This window comes from Leclercia sp. Colony189, assembly GCF_009740165.1.
GTDB lineage: Bacteria > Pseudomonadota > Gammaproteobacteria > Enterobacterales > Enterobacteriaceae > Enterobacter.
Genome location: NZ_CP046557.1, coordinates 3,199,156 through 3,215,146, shown reverse-complemented (window position 1 = coordinate 3,215,146; position 15,991 = coordinate 3,199,156). Strand labels below are relative to the sequence as shown.

Below are 15,991 nucleotides of genomic sequence, written 5' to 3'. Positions count from 1 at the left end.
AGGGTGCTTACCCTACCGGATAGCGACTATGCACATTACCTTACGCCAGCTTGAAGTCTTCGCCGAAGTGCTGAAAAGCGGATCGACTACGCAGGCCTCTCAGATGCTGGCACTCTCTCAGTCCGCCGTCAGCGCCGCGTTAACCGATCTTGAAGGTCAGCTGGGGGTTCAGCTCTTTGACCGGGTAGGGAAGCGGCTGGTGGTGAACGAGCATGGACGTTTGCTCTACCCGCGCGCGCTGGCTCTGCTGGAGCAAACGGTCGAAATCGAACAGCTCTTTCGCGAGGATAACGGCGCCATTCGTGTCTACGCCAGCAGCACCATTGGCAACTATATCCTGCCTGAAGTGATTGCCCGCTATCGCCGGGATTTCCCGACCCTGCCGCTGGAGATGAGCGTCGGCAACAGTCAGGATGTGATCACCGCGGTGATCGATTTTCGGGTGGATATTGGCCTTATCGAAGGGCCATGCCACAACGCCGACATTATTGCTGAGCCCTGGCTGGAGGATGAGCTGGTGGTCTTCGCCTCGCCGGCCTCTTCTTTATTACAGCAGGAGGTGACCCTGGAGCGGCTGGCTCAGGCGCCGTGGATTTTACGCGAGCAGGGCTCAGGCACGCGTGAGATCGTCGATTATCTGCTGCTCTCCCATCTGCCGCAGTTCCATATGGGCATGGAGCTCGGCAATTCAGAGGCCATCAAACATGCGGTGCGCCACGGTCTTGGCATCAGCTGCCTGTCGCGGCGGGTAATTGCCGAACAGCTGGAGAGCGGAACGCTGGTGGAGATCCCCGTGCCATTGCCCAATAAGCTGGTGCGCACCCTGTGGCGCATCCATCACCGCCAGAAGCACCTCTCTAATTCCCTCCAGCGTTTTCTGCGTTACTGCGAAATGTAATCCTGCCCGGCGGCGTTTTGTCCGCCGGTAGTCATTACTCGCATCAATACTATTCTCTGCTTTACTTATAATCCTGGACCGGTCATGAAGCTCTCTTATAACAGGGCATTTGTGCCGGAAGAGCCGGCGATCGTCTGCTACAATCGCGCCTCATTTTTTGAATGGACAGCATTTTCACATGGTTTCCGAAACTAAAACCACAGAAGCGCCCGCGCTACGTCGCGAACTCAAGGCGCGTCACCTGACGATGATCGCCATTGGCGGCTCTATCGGTACAGGCCTTTTTGTCGCCTCTGGCGCGACGATTTCAGCAGCGGGTCCTGGCGGCGCGCTCTTTTCCTATATCTTGATCGGTCTGATGGTCTACTTCCTGATGACCAGCCTGGGTGAACTGGCGGCGTACATGCCGGTATCCGGTTCTTTTTCTACCTACGGCCAGAAATACGTTGAAGAAGGCTTTGGCTTCGCGCTGGGCTGGAACTACTGGTACAACTGGGCGGTGACCATCGCCGTGGACCTGGTGGCGGCACAGCTGGTCATGACATGGTGGTTCCCGGACACGCCGGGCTGGATCTGGAGCGCGCTCTTCCTGGCGGTGATCTTCCTGCTCAATTACATCTCCGTGCGCGGCTTTGGTGAGGCCGAATACTGGTTCTCCCTGATCAAAGTGGCGACCGTGATCATCTTTATTATCGTCGGCCTGGCGATGATCGTCGGTATCTTCCAGGGCAGCGAGCCTGCGGGCTGGAGCAACTGGACGGTTGGCGATGCACCCTTTGCGGGGGGATTATCGGCGATGATTGGCGTGGCGATGATTGTCGGCTTCTCCTTCCAGGGGACGGAGCTTATCGGCATTGCCGCTGGTGAATCTGAAAACCCGGAGAAGAACATCCCGCGCGCGGTGCGTCAGGTTTTCTGGCGTATCCTGCTGTTCTATGTGTTCGCCATCCTGATTATCAGCCTGATCATTCCATATACCGATCCGAGCCTGCTGCGTAACGATGTGAAAGATATCAGCGTCAGCCCGTTCACCCTGGTGTTCCAGCATGCCGGCCTGCTCTCTGCGGCAGCGGTTATGAACGCGGTGATCCTGACGGCGGTGCTGTCGGCGGGTAACTCCGGGATGTATGCCTCTACCCGTATGCTCTATTCCCTGGCCTGCGATGGCAAAGCGCCGCGTATTTTCGCGAAGCTCTCCCGGGGCGGTGTGCCGCGCAACGCGCTCTATGCCACCACCGTGATTGCCTGCCTGTGCTTCCTGACCTCGATGTTCGGCAACCAGACCGTCTACCTGTGGCTGCTGAATACCTCCGGGATGACGGGCTTCATCGCCTGGCTGGGCATCGCCATCAGCCATTACCGTTTCCGTCGCGGCTACGTGAAGCAGGGTTACGATATTAACAACCTGCCATACCGCTCCGGCTTCTTCCCGCTGGGTCCGATCTTCGCCTTTGTGCTCTGTCTGATCATCACTCTCGGCCAGAACTACGAAGCCTTCCTGGCCGACACCATCGACTGGGGCGGCGTAGCGGCCACCTATATCGGTATTCCGCTGTTCCTGATCATCTGGTTTGGCTACAAGCTGGCGAAGGGAACGAAGTTTGTGCGTTACAGTGAAATGGAATTCCCGAATAGCTTTAAAAAATAAGCGCACCACCTCTCTCTAACCCGCTCAGCCGAGCGGGTTTTTTATTTCTCCACAGTATGCTCTCTTGACATAACTTTTAACAATTGAATTGATAATGGTTATCGTTTGCTTTATCATTAGCAAAGTAATCAAAAGGATGAAGGAGTCAACTTTCTCGCCCTGGTCAGGGGAGGGGTTGCGGCCACACCTGCAAAGAATTACCAGACCGACCCGCCCAAAGAAGCGGGCGGCATGCAATGCAATGTGAGCAGTACATATTTGATTTTGCTGTGTTTACCTCATGGAGAAATGGAATGTTTAGGTTGAATCCCTTCGTTCGGGGAGGGCTGTGCGCGTCTGCTCTTTCCCTGGCGCTGCCGGTTGCGGCGGTGGAATCTGGCGACACGATGGTCGTTACCGCCTCGGCCAACGAGCAAAACCTGAAGGATGCCCCCGCCAGTATCAGCGTCATCACCCAGCAGGATCTGCAGCGTAAGCCGGTGCAGAACCTGAAAGATGTGTTACAGGACGTGCCGGGCGTGCAGTTAACCAACGAAGGGGACAACCGCAAGGGCGTCAGTATCCGCGGGCTGGACAGCAGCTATACGCTGATCCTGATCGACGGCAAACGCGTCAACTCGCGCAATGCCGTGTTCCGCCATAACGACTTTGATCTGAACTGGGTTCCGGTGGATGCCATCGAGCGCATCGAAGTGGTGCGCGGGCCGATGTCCTCTCTCTACGGCTCCGATGCCCTGGGCGGCGTGGTCAATATCATCACCAAAAAGATCGGCCAGAAATGGACCGGCACCCTTACTGCCGACACCACTATTCAGGAACATCGCGATCGCGGCGACACCTACGGCGGGCAGTTCTATACCAGCGGCCCGCTGGTGGATGGCCTCCTCGGCCTGAAAGCCTTCGGCAGCGTCTCCCAGCGTGATAAAGACGATCCGCAGTCCTCTTCCACCAGCGCCACGGGCGAAACCCCGCGTATCGAAGGCTTCACCAGCCGTGATGCCAACGTGGAATTTGCCTGGACCCCGAACGAAAACCACGATTTCACCGCCGGGTATGGTTTTGACCGTCAGGATCGGGATTCCGACTCGCTGGATAAAAACCGCCTGGAGCGTCAGAACTACTCCCTGAGCCACAATGGCCGCTGGGGGCTGGGCAACAGCGAGCTAAAATTCTACGGCGAGAAGGTGGATAACAAAAACCCGGGCAATGCCAACCCGATTACGTCCGAAAGCAACTCCATTGACGGCAAATATGTTCTGCCGCTGGGGGAGATTAACCAGCTGCTGACCTTCGGCGGAGAGTGGCGTCACGACAAGCTGAAAGATCCGGTCAACCTTACCGGCGGCAGCAGCAGCAATACCTCGGCCAGCCAGTATGCGCTGTTCCTGGAAGATGAATGGCGGATCTTCGAACCGCTGGCCCTGACCACCGGCGTACGCATGGATGACCATGAAACCTACGGCGATCACTGGAGCCCGCGTGCTTACCTGGTTTATAACGCCACCGATACCGTAACGGTAAAAGGCGGCTGGGCAACGGCATTCAAAGCGCCGTCGCTGTTGCAGCTGAGTCCGGACTGGACCACCGGCTCCTGCCGCGGTGCCTGTGAAATTGTCGGTAGCCCGGATCTGAAACCAGAGACCAGCGAAAGTTTCGAGCTGGGGCTGTACTACAGCGGGGAAGAGGGTTGGTTAGAGGGCGTTCAGGGGAGCATCACCGCTTTCCAGAACGACGTTGATGACCGGATCAGCATCAGCCGTACCGCCAGCGTTAGCCAGGCGCAGAGCTACCCTAACTATGTCGGGCTGAACGGTGACGGTGAGCCGGTATTCCGCTATTACAACGTCAATAAGGCGCGTATCCGCGGCCTGGAGACGGAGCTGAAATTCCCCATTGCCGAAGACTGGCGAATGACGCTGAATTACACCTATAACGACGGGCGTGATATCAGCAACGGCGGCAACAAGCCGCTTTCCGAGCTGCCGTTCCATACCGCAAACGGCACGCTGGACTGGCAGGCGACCCAGGCGTGGTCCTTCTACGTGCAGGGGAATTACACGGGTGAGAAACGCGCGATTACCGATGGCGCGGCAACGCCGGGTGGCTATGTGGTGTGGAACACGGGTGGCGCATGGCAGGCAACCAAAAACGTTAAGCTGCGTGCGGGCGTCATGAACCTGCTGGATAAAGATCTCAGCCGCGACGACTACACCTATACCGAAGAGGGACGCCGTTACTTTATGGCGGTGGATTACCAGTTCTGATGGTTGAAACGCCGGGCGGCGCTGCGCTTGCCCGGCCTAAGGGCTGGTGTGGGTTTTGTAGGCCCGGTAAGCGAAGCGCCACCGGGCATGAGGCTGGCACTTACTTCAACAGCTGCTGCGCATGGAAGCGCAGATGATCTTCAATAAACGACGCAATGAAATAATAGCTGTGATCGTACCCCGGCTGGATACGTAACGTCAGCGGCCAGGCTTTTTGCCGTGCCGCTTCCGCCAGTACGGCTGGCTGGAGCTGGGTCGCCAGGAACTGATCGGCATCGCCCTGATCGATAAGCGTCGGGATCGCCTGTTCCGGCTGGCTGTTCAGCATCAGAGCGCAGCTGTCCCACGCCTGCCAGTTTGCAGCATCCTCACCCAGATAGTGGCTAAAGGCTTTCTGCCCCCACGGCACCTGCGTCGGGTTGACGATTGGCGCAAACGCCGAGACGCTGACATATTTACCCGGGTTTTTCAGCGCCATCACCAGCGCACCGTGACCGCCCATCGAATGGCCGCTGATGGCACAGCGATCGGCTACCGCAAACTCCGCCTGGATCAGCGCCGGCAGCTCGTCGCGCAGATAATCATACATCCGGTAATGACGCGCCCACGGCTGCTGGGTGGCGTTCAGGTAGAACCCGGCGCCTTTGCCCAGGTCATACCCGGCATCGTCCGCCACGTCGTCACCGCGCGGGCTGGTATCCGGCATCACCAGGGCGATCCCCAGTTCGGCCGCCACGCGCTGGGCGCCCGCTTTGGTGGTGAAGTTCTCATCATTGCAGGTCAGGCCGGAGAGCCAGTAAAGCACCGGCGGTTTCGCCCCGTCGGTCGCCGGAGGAAGAAAAATGCTGAACGTCATCGCGCAGTTCAGCACCGTGGAGTCGTGACGCCAGCGCTGCTGTCGACCTTCAAAACAGTGGTGCTCTTCGAGCAGTTCCATGCAGGGCTCCTTCAGGAAGGTGAGATCGGGATTGAAAGCCATAATACAGATTATTCAGTAACGTGTGAGCAACTTTCACTTCCGCATTCGCCTCATATCCTGCATCATGAATTTACGAAACTTTAACAATCGGGGTGGTCATGGCGCTGCGTATCGCGCTCAGCGGATTTGTGGTTCTGGTGGTGGCGATGGGAATAGGGCGCTTTGCCTTTACGCCCCAGGTGCCGCTGATGATTACGGCAGGGGAGCTCACCCTGACCAGCGCCGGGCTGGTGGCGGCGATGAACTACCTCGGCTATCTGGTGGGTGCATGGGATGCCATGCGCGCGCACCGCTTCGTTGAAGGACGTTTATGGCTGGGGATCGGGGGCGCAGTGGCGCTGACGCTGCTCTCCGCCGTGGCGGATAATGCGGTGGTCCACGGGCTGCTGCGCTTTGTGATTGGCTGCATGAGCGGCTGGTCGATGGTGCTGGTCGCCGCCTGGACCAACGAGCGGCTGGCCCATTATGGCAAGCCGGGCCTGAGTGCCGCGGTGTTTGCCGGGCCGGGGGCGGGGATCGCCTTAAGCGGTCTGCTGGCGGTCTGGATCCAGGCGCAGGCGCTCTCCGCCAGCGCCGCCTGGCAAATCTACGGCCTGCTGGCGCTGGTGCTCGTCGCGCTGGTGGGCCGCTACCTGCCGCGAGCCGGACAGCTGCATCGTCCGGGCACCACGCCGGAGCCGCTGACGCTAACCCGCGATCTTCGTCGTCTGGTCTGGAGCTACAGCCTCGCCGGGTTTGGCTACATCCTCCCGGCGACCTTTCTGTCGCAGATGGCGGCGCTGCGCTTTCCCGGTAGCGCCTTTGCCCAGTTTGTCTGGCCGGTTTTTGGTGTCGCTTCGATGGTGGGGATTGCTCTCAGCATCGCCCTGCGCCACGTCGCGTCGACCCATCGTCGGCTGGCGATCGTGCTCTGGTTGCAGGCGGTAGGGGTGATTGCCGCCTGGCTGATGCCGGGGATGGCTGGGCTTGTGACCGGTGCGCTGCTGGTCGGCGGCGGATTTTTATGTGCGGTGCAGCTCTCGTTGCTCTATGGGCGTGAACTGGCACCGAATCATACGCGTTACATGGCCGGATTACTGACGACCGGCTATGCCATCGGGCAGCTAATTGGCCCGATGACATCGGCACTGTCGAGCTGGCTTACCCATCAGCTTGAGCCTGCGCTGGGCCTTGCGGGTATCGCATTGTTTGTTGCGGGTGGACTGGTCTGGCAGCGTCAGGTTGAAAGGTAACGACAATTGGAATAATTATCGCGGTGAATACTGGATTATGCTCGCCGCCTCGCGCACAATGAGTGCACATTTTGCCCCACGGAGGGCAGAAGAGCGCCACACCTGCAGGAGAAAAGAATGTCATCAATGAGTAAAGAAGCTGCCCTCGTCCATGAAGCGCTGGTAGCACACGGCCTTGAAACGCCGCTGCGCCCACCGGTTCAGGAGATGGACAACGAAACACGTAAAAGTCTTATTTCCGGGCACATGACCGAAATCATGCAGCTGCTCAATCTCGATCTGAGTGATGACAGTCTGATGGAGACGCCGCGTCGCATCGCCAAAATGTATGTCGATGAGATTTTCTCCGGGCTTGATTACGCCAATTTCCCGAAAATTACCGTCATTGAAAACAAAATGAAGGTCGATGAGATGGTGACGGTGCGCGATATCACCCTGACCAGCACCTGCGAGCATCACTTTGTGACCATCGACGGTAAAGCGACCGTGGCCTATATCCCGAAAGACGCGGTGATTGGCCTGTCCAAAATCAACCGTATCGTACAGTTCTTTGCCCAGCGTCCGCAGGTGCAGGAGCGTTTAACCCAGCAGATCCTCATCGCGCTGCAAACGCTGCTGGGCACCAACAACGTGGCGGTATCGATTGATGCGGTACACTACTGCGTGAAAGCGCGTGGCATTCGTGATGCGACCAGCGCCACCACTACCACCTCGCTGGGCGGCCTGTTCAAATCGAGCCAGAATACCCGCCAGGAGTTCCTGCGCGCCGTCCGTCACGTTAGCTAATCGTCAGGGCAGGGTACATGGAAAGAAATGTCACGCTGGATTTCGTTCGTGGCGTCGCGATTCTGGGTATTCTGCTTCTGAATATAAGCGCCTTCGGTTTGCCGAAGGCCGCTTACCTCAATCCCGCCTGGTATGGCGATATCACTCTCCGCGACGCCTGGACATGGGCGATACTGGATCTCTTTGCTCAGGTCAAATTCCTCACCCTGTTTGCGCTGCTGTTCGGGGCAGGTCTTCAGCTGTTACTGAAACGTGGTAAACGCTGGATCCAGGCCCGGCTCTCTCTGCTGGTGCTGTTCGGGTTTATTCATGGGCTGCTGTTCTGGGATGGCGACATTCTGCTGGCCTATGGGCTGGTAGGGCTGATCTGCTGGCGCATCATCCGCGACGCACACGACGTCAAAAATCTCTTCAATACCGGCGTGGTGCTGTTTCTTATCGGCGTGGCTATATTGCTACTGCTGGGGGTTATCTCCGGCGGCTCGACCAACCGCTCCTGGGTGCCGGATGCGGCGAACCTGCAATATGAGCAGTACTGGAAGCTGGGCGGTGGACTGGAAGCCATCAGCAACCGGGCGGATATGATCGGCAACAGTTTACTGGCGCTCGGCGCACAGTATGGCTGGCAGCTGGCGGGGATGATGCTGATCGGCGCCGCGCTGATGCGTACCGGCTGGCTGAAGGGCGAGTTCAGCCCGCGCCACTATCGCCGTACCGGGATGTGGCTGGTGCTGGTGGGGCTGGCGATCAACCTTCCGGCGGTGATCGCCCAGTGGTATCTGCACTGGGATTATCGCTGGTGCGCATTCCTGTTGCAGGCGCCGCGTGAACTGAGCGCGCCGTTTCAGACGATTGGTTATGCCGCGCTCATCTACGGTTACTGGCCGCAGCTCTGCCGTTTCAGGCTGGTGACGGCGGTGGCCTGCGTGGGGCGCATGGCGCTCAGCAACTATATTTTACAGACGCTGATCTGTACCACCCTGTTCTATCAGCTTGGCTTATTTATGAAGTTCGACCGGCTACAGCTGCTGGGGATTGTCCTGCCGGTGTGGCTGGTTAATATTCTATTCTCCGTCCTCTGGCTGCGCCATTTCCGTCAGGGGCCGCTGGAATGGGTATGGCGACAATTGACCATACGTGCGTCAGGCGTTTCATCAAGCCATACATCCGGATAACGATCTGGATCACAATCATTAACAAAACCGATGTAACCGTTTTCATCCTTGTGACCTTCTTCACGTAGTCCTCGCCTTGTCGCTGCCAGAATAGGCACCTTGCTAAACACAGGGGGTGTCTGTGAGTCGCTGCAATCTAAATAAGGGTGGTGAATATGATCACCATTCGTGACGTCGCGCGTCAGGCGGGCGTTTCTGTCGCCACCGTTTCCCGGGTTCTTAACAATAGCGCACTGGTCAGCCCGGAGACGCGTGAATGCGTGATGAAAGCCGTCACGGCGCTGGGCTACCGGCCTAATGCGAACGCCCAGGCGCTGGCGACCCAGGTCAGCGACACCATCGGTGTGGTGGTGATGGACGTGTCAGATGCGTTCTTTGGCGCGCTGGTGAAAGCCGTCGATATGGTGGCGCAGGAGCACCAGAAAAACGTGCTGATCGGCAACAGCTATCACGAGGCGGAAAAAGAGCGCAACGCCATTGAGGTGCTGATTCGTCAACGCTGTAACGCATTGATCGTGCATTCAAAAGCGTTAAGCGATGAGGAACTTTCCGCGCTGATGGAGCAGATCCCCGGCATGGTGCTCATTAACCGCATCGTTCCCGGCTATGCCCACCGCTGCGTCTGCCTCGATAACGTCAGCGGAGCGATGATGGCCACGCGGATGCTAATGAACAACGGGCATCAGCGTATCGGCTATCTGGCCTCAAGCCACCGCATCGAGGACGACGATATGCGCCGGGAAGGCTGGCAGAAAGCCTTGCTGGAACAAGGGATTACGGGGTCGGAAAGCTGGATCGGCACCGGCGCTCCGGACATGCAGGGCGGAGAGGCAGCGATGGTGGAGCTGCTCGGGCGCAACCTGCAGCTGACCGCGGTCTTTGCCTACAACGACAGCATGGCGGCGGGCGCACTCACGGCGCTGAAAGACAACGGCATTGCGGTGCCGCAGCATCTGTCATTGATTGGTTTTGATGATATACCGATTGCCCGTTACACGGACCCTCAGCTGACGACGGTTCGCTACCCCATCGCCTCCATGGCCCGGCTGGCCACGGAGCTGGCATTACAGGGGGCCGCCGGGAAGCTGGATATCGATGCAACACACTGTTTCATGCCAACTTTAGTGCGTCGCCACTCCGTTGCCATTCGGCAAACTGTGGTGCCGATCACTAACTAATAATTCGCCGTGATGTAACCGTTTTCAATTTGTGAGTAAATTCACAGTAACTTAACAATGCGCTGTCTATGATGTCAGCGTTTTAGCAACTGAAACGCTATGTAACGGTGATTAATCACTTTGACCATAGCTGAGGTCCGTTAAACATCCAAAAAAACGCATTCTGGAGCGTTACCGACCAAGGAAGATAGAAATTTTATAAGTGGACTTCGGCCGGCAGTAACGTTTCTTTAACATGTGCCCGCCGAGCGTTATTCACACGAACTACCCTGCATAAAAATCGGAGATATCATGAATAAGAAGGTGTTGACTCTGTCTGCTGTTATGGCAAGCATGCTTTTCGGTGCCGCCGCGCACGCTGCAGATAGCCGTATTGGTGTGACTATCTATAAGTATGACGACAACTTCATGTCCGTTGTGCGTAAGGCAATCGAGAAAGAGGGTACAGGCGCACCAGATGTACAGCTGTTGATGAATGACTCCCAGAATGACCAGTCCAAACAGAACGACCAGATCGACGTTCTGCTGGCGAAAGGCGTAAAAGCGCTGGCAATCAACCTGGTTGACCCGGCAGCAGCAGGCACTGTTATTGAAAAAGCACGCGGCCAGAACGTGCCGGTTGTGTTCTTCAACAAAGAACCTTCCCGCAAAGCGCTGGATAGCTACGACAAAGCCTTCTACGTCGGTACCGACTCCAAAGAATCCGGCATTATTCAGGGCGACCTGATTGCCAAACACTGGGCCGCTAACCCGAACTGGGATCTGAACAAAGACGGTCAGGTACAGTTCGTACTGCTGAAAGGCGAGCCAGGCCACCCGGATGCTGAAGCACGTACCACCTACGTTATCAAAGAGCTGAACGACAAGGGTCTGAAAACCCAGCAGCTGGCTTTAGATACCGCAATGTGGGATACCGCTCAGGCGAAAGACAAGATGGACGCATGGCTGTCCGGCCCGAACGCGAACAAAATTGAAGTGGTTATCGCCAACAACGACGCGATGGCAATGGGTGCGGTAGAAGCCCTGAAAGCACACAACAAATCCTCTATCCCGGTATTTGGTGTGGACGCCCTGCCTGAAGCGCTGGCACTGGTTAAATCTGGCGCAATGGCGGGTACCGTACTGAACGATGCAAACAACCAGGCGAAAGCCACCTTCGATCTGGCGAAAAACCTGGCAGAAGGCAAAGGCGCGGCTGACGGTACTAACTGGAAAATTGACAACAAAGTTGTTCGTGTACCGTACGTTGGCGTAGATCAGGAAAACCTGGCGCAGTTCACCGGTAAATAAGTTATAGCATTCCACTGGGCGCAGTTTCTGCGCCCTTTTATCACGCGACGCGAGGCCGAGAAGGTATAATTATGGTCAGCACAACGACTCAGTCGTCCGGTGAATACTTGTTGGAAATGAGCGGTATCAACAAGTCTTTTCCCGGTGTTAAAGCACTGGATAATGTTAATTTAAAAGTACGGCCTCACTCCATTCACGCCTTAATGGGTGAAAACGGTGCGGGTAAATCAACATTATTGAAATGCTTATTTGGGATCTACCAAAAAGATTCTGGCAGCATTCTTTTTCAGGGGAAAGAGATCGATTTCCATTCCGCCAAAGAGGCGCTGGAAAACGGTATTTCGATGGTTCACCAGGAGCTTAACCTGGTACTTCAGCGTTCTGTTATGGACAATATGTGGCTGGGTCGTTATCCGACCAAAGGCGTATTTGTCGATCAGGACAAAATGTATCGCGACACCAAAGCTATTTTTGATGAACTGGATATTGATATCGATCCCCGGGCGCGCGTCGGTACATTGTCTGTTTCACAAATGCAGATGATCGAAATTGCCAAGGCCTTCTCCTATAACGCCAAAATCGTGATTATGGATGAGCCTACCTCTTCGTTAACGGAGAAAGAGGTGAACCACCTGTTCACCATTATCCGTAAACTGAAAGAGCGCGGTTGCGGCATCGTTTATATCTCTCACAAAATGGAAGAGATCTTCCAGCTGTGTGATGAAATCACCGTGCTTCGCGACGGGCAGTGGATCGCCACCCAGTCACTGGAAGGGCTGGACATGGACAAGATCATCGCCATGATGGTTGGCCGCTCCCTGAACCAGCGCTTCCCGAACAAAGAGAACAAGCCGGGCGAAGTGATTCTGGAAGTGCGCAACCTGACTTCACTGCGTCAGCCTTCCATTCGCGATGTTTCCTTCGATCTGCATAAAGGGGAGATCCTCGGGATTGCCGGTCTGGTGGGCGCCAAGCGTACCGATATCGTCGAAACGCTGTTTGGTATCCGCGAGAAATCCGCCGGGACCATTACCCTGCACGGTAAAAAGATTAATAACCATAACGCCAACGAAGCTATTAACCACGGCTTTGCGCTGGTTACCGAAGAGCGTCGCTCGACCGGTATTTATGCCTATCTGGATATTAACTTTAACTCCTTAATTTCTAATATTCATAATTATAAAAATAAAATCGGTTTGTTGGATAATTCCCGCATGAAGAGCGATACCCAGTGGGTGATTGACTCCATGCGCGTAAAAACCCCAGGACACCGCACGCAAATTGGCTCGCTTTCCGGTGGTAACCAGCAAAAGGTTATTATTGGACGCTGGTTGTTAACCCAGCCAGAAATTCTGATGCTGGATGAACCAACCCGCGGTATCGACGTTGGTGCAAAATTTGAAATTTATCAGCTGATTGCTGAATTAGCTAAGAAAGATAAAGGGATTATTATTATTTCTTCCGAAATGCCGGAATTGTTAGGGATCACAGATCGTATCCTGGTTATGAGCAATGGTCTCGTTGCCGGAATTGTTGACACCAAAACGACAACGCAAAACGAAATTTTGCGTCTTGCGTCTTTGCACCTTTAAGATCAGGGGCTCCTCATGAGTGCGTTAAATAAGAAAAGTTTTCTTACTTATCTGAAAGAAGGCGGTATTTACGTTGTTCTTTTAGTCTTACTGGCCATTATTATTTTCCAGGATCCGACTTTCTTAAGTCTGCTGAACTTAAGTAACATTCTGACCCAGTCTTCGGTGCGTATTATTATCGCCCTCGGCGTGGCAGGTCTTATTGTCACCCAGGGTACTGACCTGTCAGCCGGCCGTCAGGTTGGTCTGGCGGCGGTTGTTGCGGCAACGCTTCTGCAGTCGATGGAAAACGCCAACAAGGTCTTCCCGGAAATGGCAACCATGCCCATTTTCCTGGTGATCCTGATTGTCTGTGCCATTGGCGCGGTTATCGGTCTGATTAACGGCATCATCATTGCGTACCTGAACGTAACGCCGTTTATCACCACTCTGGGTACCATGATCATCGTTTACGGTATTAACTCCCTGTACTACGACTTCGTGGGCGCATCACCGATTTCCGGTTTCGACAGTGGATTCTCGACCTTTACGCAGGGCTTTATCGCGATGGGCAGTTTCCGCCTCTCCTACATCACCTTCTACGCGCTGATTGCCGTGGCGTTCGTCTGGGTGCTGTGGAACAAAACCCGCTTCGGTAAGAACATCTTCGCTATCGGGGGTAACCCGGAAGCGGCAAAAGTCTCTGGTGTTAACGTGGCGCTGAACCTGCTGGTTATCTATGCCCTGTCGGGCGTGTTCTACGCCTTCGGTGGTCTGCTGGAAGCGGGCCGTATCGGCTCTGCCACCAACAACCTCGGCTTTATGTATGAGCTGGATGCCATCGCCGCGTGCGTCGTAGGTGGCGTGTCGTTCAGTGGTGGTGTGGGTACTGTGCTGGGTGTGGTAACCGGTGTGATCATCTTCACCGTTATCAACTACGGCCTGACCTATATCGGCGTCAACCCGTACTGGCAGTACATTATCAAGGGCGCCATCATTATCTTTGCGGTAGCGCTGGACTCCCTGAAGTACGCGCGTAAGAAGTAAGATTTCGGTTAGCAAAAAACCCGCCTTGTGCGGGTTTTTTTATGCCCGGCGGCGCTGCGCTTGCGCGGGCCTACGGGGTAATGTAGGCCGGGTAAGGCGAAGCCGCCACCCGGCGGGGGTTACTTCTTCTTCTGCATCTCAAGCAGCTGTTCTGGCGTGACCGCCGGATAACCTTGGGCATCGGCCGGGACTTCCGTCATCGTCGGGATCGGCACCAGCGGGCCTAAGAAGCGCGGTTCGCGTTTAAAAATGTAGAGATCCGCCAGCGCCCCCAGGCGTGCGCCAAACTCGCGTACCCGCACGGTGAGCATATCTTTTGGCGATGGAACGGCATAACACTGGGCCTGAATGCCCATATGCAGGGCGATAAACAGCGCGCGTTCGCAGTGGAAGCGCTGGGTAATGATGATGAAATCGTTGGTATCAAATACCTTACGGGTGCGAACTATCGAATCGAGGGTTCTGAAACCGGCGTAGTCGAGCACGATATCGGCTGGATCAACCCCTGCGGCAATCAAATCCTTACGCATGGTGACCGGCTCGTTATAGCTCTGGAGCGCGTTGTCACCGCTCAGCAGCAGATAATTCACTTTGCCGCTGTTATAGGCGTTGAGCGCCCCCTGAATGCGGTAACGGTAATACTGGTTGATCACCCCGGTGCGGTAATACTTGGCGGTGCCCAGCACCACGCCGACCTGCCGGTAGGGCAGATCCTGAAGGTCATCAAAGATATAAGGAGCCGTTTTCCAGCTCATCCAGCGGTCGAGGCCCAGCGCAGTCAACAGCACGATGCCGATCAGGACAACCAGGCTGTAAAACACGCGCTTTAACATACAGATGACTCTTACCAAAGGTGAAATTTCACTCAGGCTACTTTACCCGTCTGGTAAGCGCAAGAAAGGGCGATTTAATTGGGGGGATTTTCATCAGTTGTGCGGGCATGGCTGCCCGCATCATACGCTTAGCCCAGCAGGACACGATCAATGTTGCTACAACCCAGCGCCCGCAGCGTGGCCGCAGTGGCATCCCACTGGATCAGCGGTGCATCGGCTTTTTCCGCCAGAATGGCGCGCTGGATATCCGGGTAGTCATAACCGTTAAGGCTGAGCAGGTTCAGTGCACCCTGTAACGGCGGCAGCGTCGGGTTAAAGGCGGCGTTTTCGGCATAGCTGCCGGTAAAGATTCGCCCGTCACGACACTCCAGCGCCACGCCGCTCGGCGCGTTGCTGTATGGCGCGTGTGCTTTATTGGCGGCAAGGATAGCTGCCTGGGTCAGTTCATCTCCGCTCACGGCATAACCGTGATCCTGCTCGTCCATCAGCAGCGATTTGATCTCTAGATCTTTCGGTCCGAAGGCATCGGGCAGATAATCCGCCAGCGTATGCTGGGCGCGGCCCGGCAGGTTGATGCGCAGCGCTAATCCGCTGTTGAGTTCGTTCATAAACTGACGGCAGTGGCCGCATGGGGTGTAGTTGACGGTGATCGCCTCCAGGGCTTGTTCGCCGCGCAGCCAGGCGTGACTGATGGCGCTCTGTTCCGCATGAACGGTCTGCTGCATGGTAGCGCCGAGAAACTCCATATTGCCGCCGAAGTACCAGGTGCCACTCACGCCCCGGGCAATGGCGCCGACGTTGAAATGGGAAAGATCGGCGCGGGCGCAGGCCGCTGCCAGCGGCAGAAGCGCAAAGGCCAGCGCGTCATCATCCAGATCCGTGGCACGTTTCAGTGCGGCGACCTGTTCAGCCGTCAGCAGGGCGGGGAAGTGTGCATCCGCCAGTACCGGGGCCAGGGCTGACTGCAAATTCTCTGCTAGCTCGGCAAAAGCTGATTGAAAACGTGGATGCATGGCGTTGCCTCATAAAGGTTAATGGATCGGTAGTTTACGGAGCCGCTGGGGCTTTATATGTGACTTAGATCTCATTA

Annotated in this window: 13 protein-coding genes; 10 read left to right on the top strand and 3 right to left on the bottom strand. The window is 56.0% G+C overall.

The genetic code is table 11. The features are described from left to right. The first annotated feature begins 28 nt into the window (after positions 1-28). The 3 genes from yieE (at position 29) to cirA (ending at position 4,810) form a co-directional block, all read left to right on the top strand. Positions 29-898, top strand: coding sequence for a DNA-binding transcriptional regulator YeiE (gene yieE, locus GNG29_RS15375; RefSeq protein WP_103180339.1), 870 nt, complete (start codon positions 29-31; stop codon positions 896-898). Positions 899-1,076: 178 nt separating this feature from the next. Further along, complete coding sequence (locus tag GNG29_RS15370; RefSeq protein WP_103180338.1) at positions 1,077-2,546, top strand: amino acid permease; 1,470 nt, start codon at positions 1,077-1,079, stop codon at positions 2,544-2,546. 293 nt (positions 2,547-2,839) lie between these two features. After that, the gene (gene cirA, locus GNG29_RS15365) at positions 2,840-4,810 is read left to right on the top strand and encodes a catecholate siderophore receptor CirA (protein WP_156654901.1); all 1,971 of its coding nucleotides are present in this window, start codon (positions 2,840-2,842) and stop codon (positions 4,808-4,810) included. Positions 4,811-4,910: 100 nt separating this feature from the next. Here the strand turns inward: cirA and fghA are convergent, their stop codons facing one another. Further along, complete coding sequence (gene fghA / locus GNG29_RS15360; protein WP_156654899.1) at positions 4,911-5,747, bottom strand: S-formylglutathione hydrolase; 837 nt, start codon at positions 5,745-5,747, stop codon at positions 4,911-4,913. Between the two features lie 140 nt (positions 5,748-5,887). Between fghA and GNG29_RS15355 the strand changes: the two genes are divergently transcribed. From GNG29_RS15355 to mglC, 7 genes are all read left to right on the top strand, one after another. Next, positions 5,888-7,021, top strand: a complete 1,134-nt coding sequence (locus GNG29_RS15355; RefSeq protein ID WP_103180333.1) for a YbfB/YjiJ family MFS transporter — start codon at positions 5,888-5,890, stop codon at positions 7,019-7,021. A 117-nt stretch (positions 7,022-7,138) separates the two neighbouring features. Then, complete coding sequence (gene folE, locus GNG29_RS15350) at positions 7,139-7,807, top strand: GTP cyclohydrolase I FolE (RefSeq protein ID WP_103180331.1); 669 nt, start codon at positions 7,139-7,141, stop codon at positions 7,805-7,807. Positions 7,808-7,824: 17 nt separating this feature from the next. Then, positions 7,825-8,982, top strand: coding sequence for a DUF418 domain-containing protein YeiB (gene yeiB / locus GNG29_RS15345; protein ID WP_103180329.1), 1,158 nt, complete (start codon positions 7,825-7,827; stop codon positions 8,980-8,982). 155 nt (positions 8,983-9,137) lie between these two features. Beyond that, complete coding sequence (galS, locus tag GNG29_RS15340; RefSeq protein WP_103180327.1) at positions 9,138-10,160, top strand: HTH-type transcriptional regulator GalS; 1,023 nt, start codon at positions 9,138-9,140, stop codon at positions 10,158-10,160. Between the two features lie 291 nt (positions 10,161-10,451). After that, on the top strand, positions 10,452-11,450 hold the full coding sequence (gene mglB / locus GNG29_RS15335) for a galactose/glucose ABC transporter substrate-binding protein MglB (protein ID WP_103180326.1): 999 nt from the start codon (positions 10,452-10,454) through the stop codon (positions 11,448-11,450). Between the two features lie 71 nt (positions 11,451-11,521). Next, on the top strand, positions 11,522-13,042 hold the full coding sequence (gene mglA / locus GNG29_RS15330; protein WP_103180324.1) for a galactose/methyl galactoside ABC transporter ATP-binding protein MglA: 1,521 nt from the start codon (positions 11,522-11,524) through the stop codon (positions 13,040-13,042). A 15-nt stretch (positions 13,043-13,057) separates the two neighbouring features. Further along, entirely contained in the window at positions 13,058-14,068 is a 1,011-nt protein-coding gene (mglC, locus tag GNG29_RS15325; RefSeq protein ID WP_103180322.1) for a galactose/methyl galactoside ABC transporter permease MglC, read from the top strand. A 119-nt stretch (positions 14,069-14,187) separates the two neighbouring features. Here mglC and sanA read toward each other — a convergent pair whose 3' ends face one another. After that, entirely contained in the window at positions 14,188-14,901 is a 714-nt protein-coding gene (gene sanA, locus GNG29_RS15320; RefSeq protein ID WP_103180320.1) for an outer membrane permeability protein SanA, read from the bottom strand. Between the two features lie 128 nt (positions 14,902-15,029). Beyond that, positions 15,030-15,914, bottom strand: coding sequence for a cytidine deaminase (gene cdd / locus GNG29_RS15315; protein WP_156654898.1), 885 nt, complete (start codon positions 15,912-15,914; stop codon positions 15,030-15,032). Positions 15,915-15,991: the final 77 nt, after the last annotated feature.

Excerpts from the sequence above, each read along its gene's own strand:
- yieE (WP_103180339.1), top strand. The coding sequence starts at position 29 with ATGCACATTACCTTACGCCAGCTTGAAGTCTTCGCCGAAGTGCTGAAA.
- GNG29_RS15370 (WP_103180338.1), top strand. The coding sequence starts at position 1,077 with ATGGTTTCCGAAACTAAAACCACAGAAGCGCCCGCGCTACGTCGCGAA.
- cirA (WP_156654901.1), top strand. The coding sequence starts at position 2,840 with ATGTTTAGGTTGAATCCCTTCGTTCGGGGAGGGCTGTGCGCGTCTGCT.
- fghA (WP_156654899.1), bottom strand. The coding sequence starts at position 5,747 with ATGGAACTGCTCGAAGAGCACCACTGTTTTGAAGGTCGACAGCAGCGC.
- GNG29_RS15355 (WP_103180333.1), top strand. The coding sequence starts at position 5,888 with ATGGCGCTGCGTATCGCGCTCAGCGGATTTGTGGTTCTGGTGGTGGCG.
- folE (WP_103180331.1), top strand. The coding sequence starts at position 7,139 with ATGTCATCAATGAGTAAAGAAGCTGCCCTCGTCCATGAAGCGCTGGTA.
- yeiB (WP_103180329.1), top strand. The coding sequence starts at position 7,825 with ATGGAAAGAAATGTCACGCTGGATTTCGTTCGTGGCGTCGCGATTCTG.
- galS (WP_103180327.1), top strand. The coding sequence starts at position 9,138 with ATGATCACCATTCGTGACGTCGCGCGTCAGGCGGGCGTTTCTGTCGCC.
- mglB (WP_103180326.1), top strand. The coding sequence starts at position 10,452 with ATGAATAAGAAGGTGTTGACTCTGTCTGCTGTTATGGCAAGCATGCTT.
- mglA (WP_103180324.1), top strand. The coding sequence starts at position 11,522 with ATGGTCAGCACAACGACTCAGTCGTCCGGTGAATACTTGTTGGAAATG.
- mglC (WP_103180322.1), top strand. The coding sequence starts at position 13,058 with ATGAGTGCGTTAAATAAGAAAAGTTTTCTTACTTATCTGAAAGAAGGC.
- sanA (WP_103180320.1), bottom strand. The coding sequence starts at position 14,901 with ATGTTAAAGCGCGTGTTTTACAGCCTGGTTGTCCTGATCGGCATCGTG.
- cdd (WP_156654898.1), bottom strand. The coding sequence starts at position 15,914 with ATGCATCCACGTTTTCAATCAGCTTTTGCCGAGCTAGCAGAGAATTTG.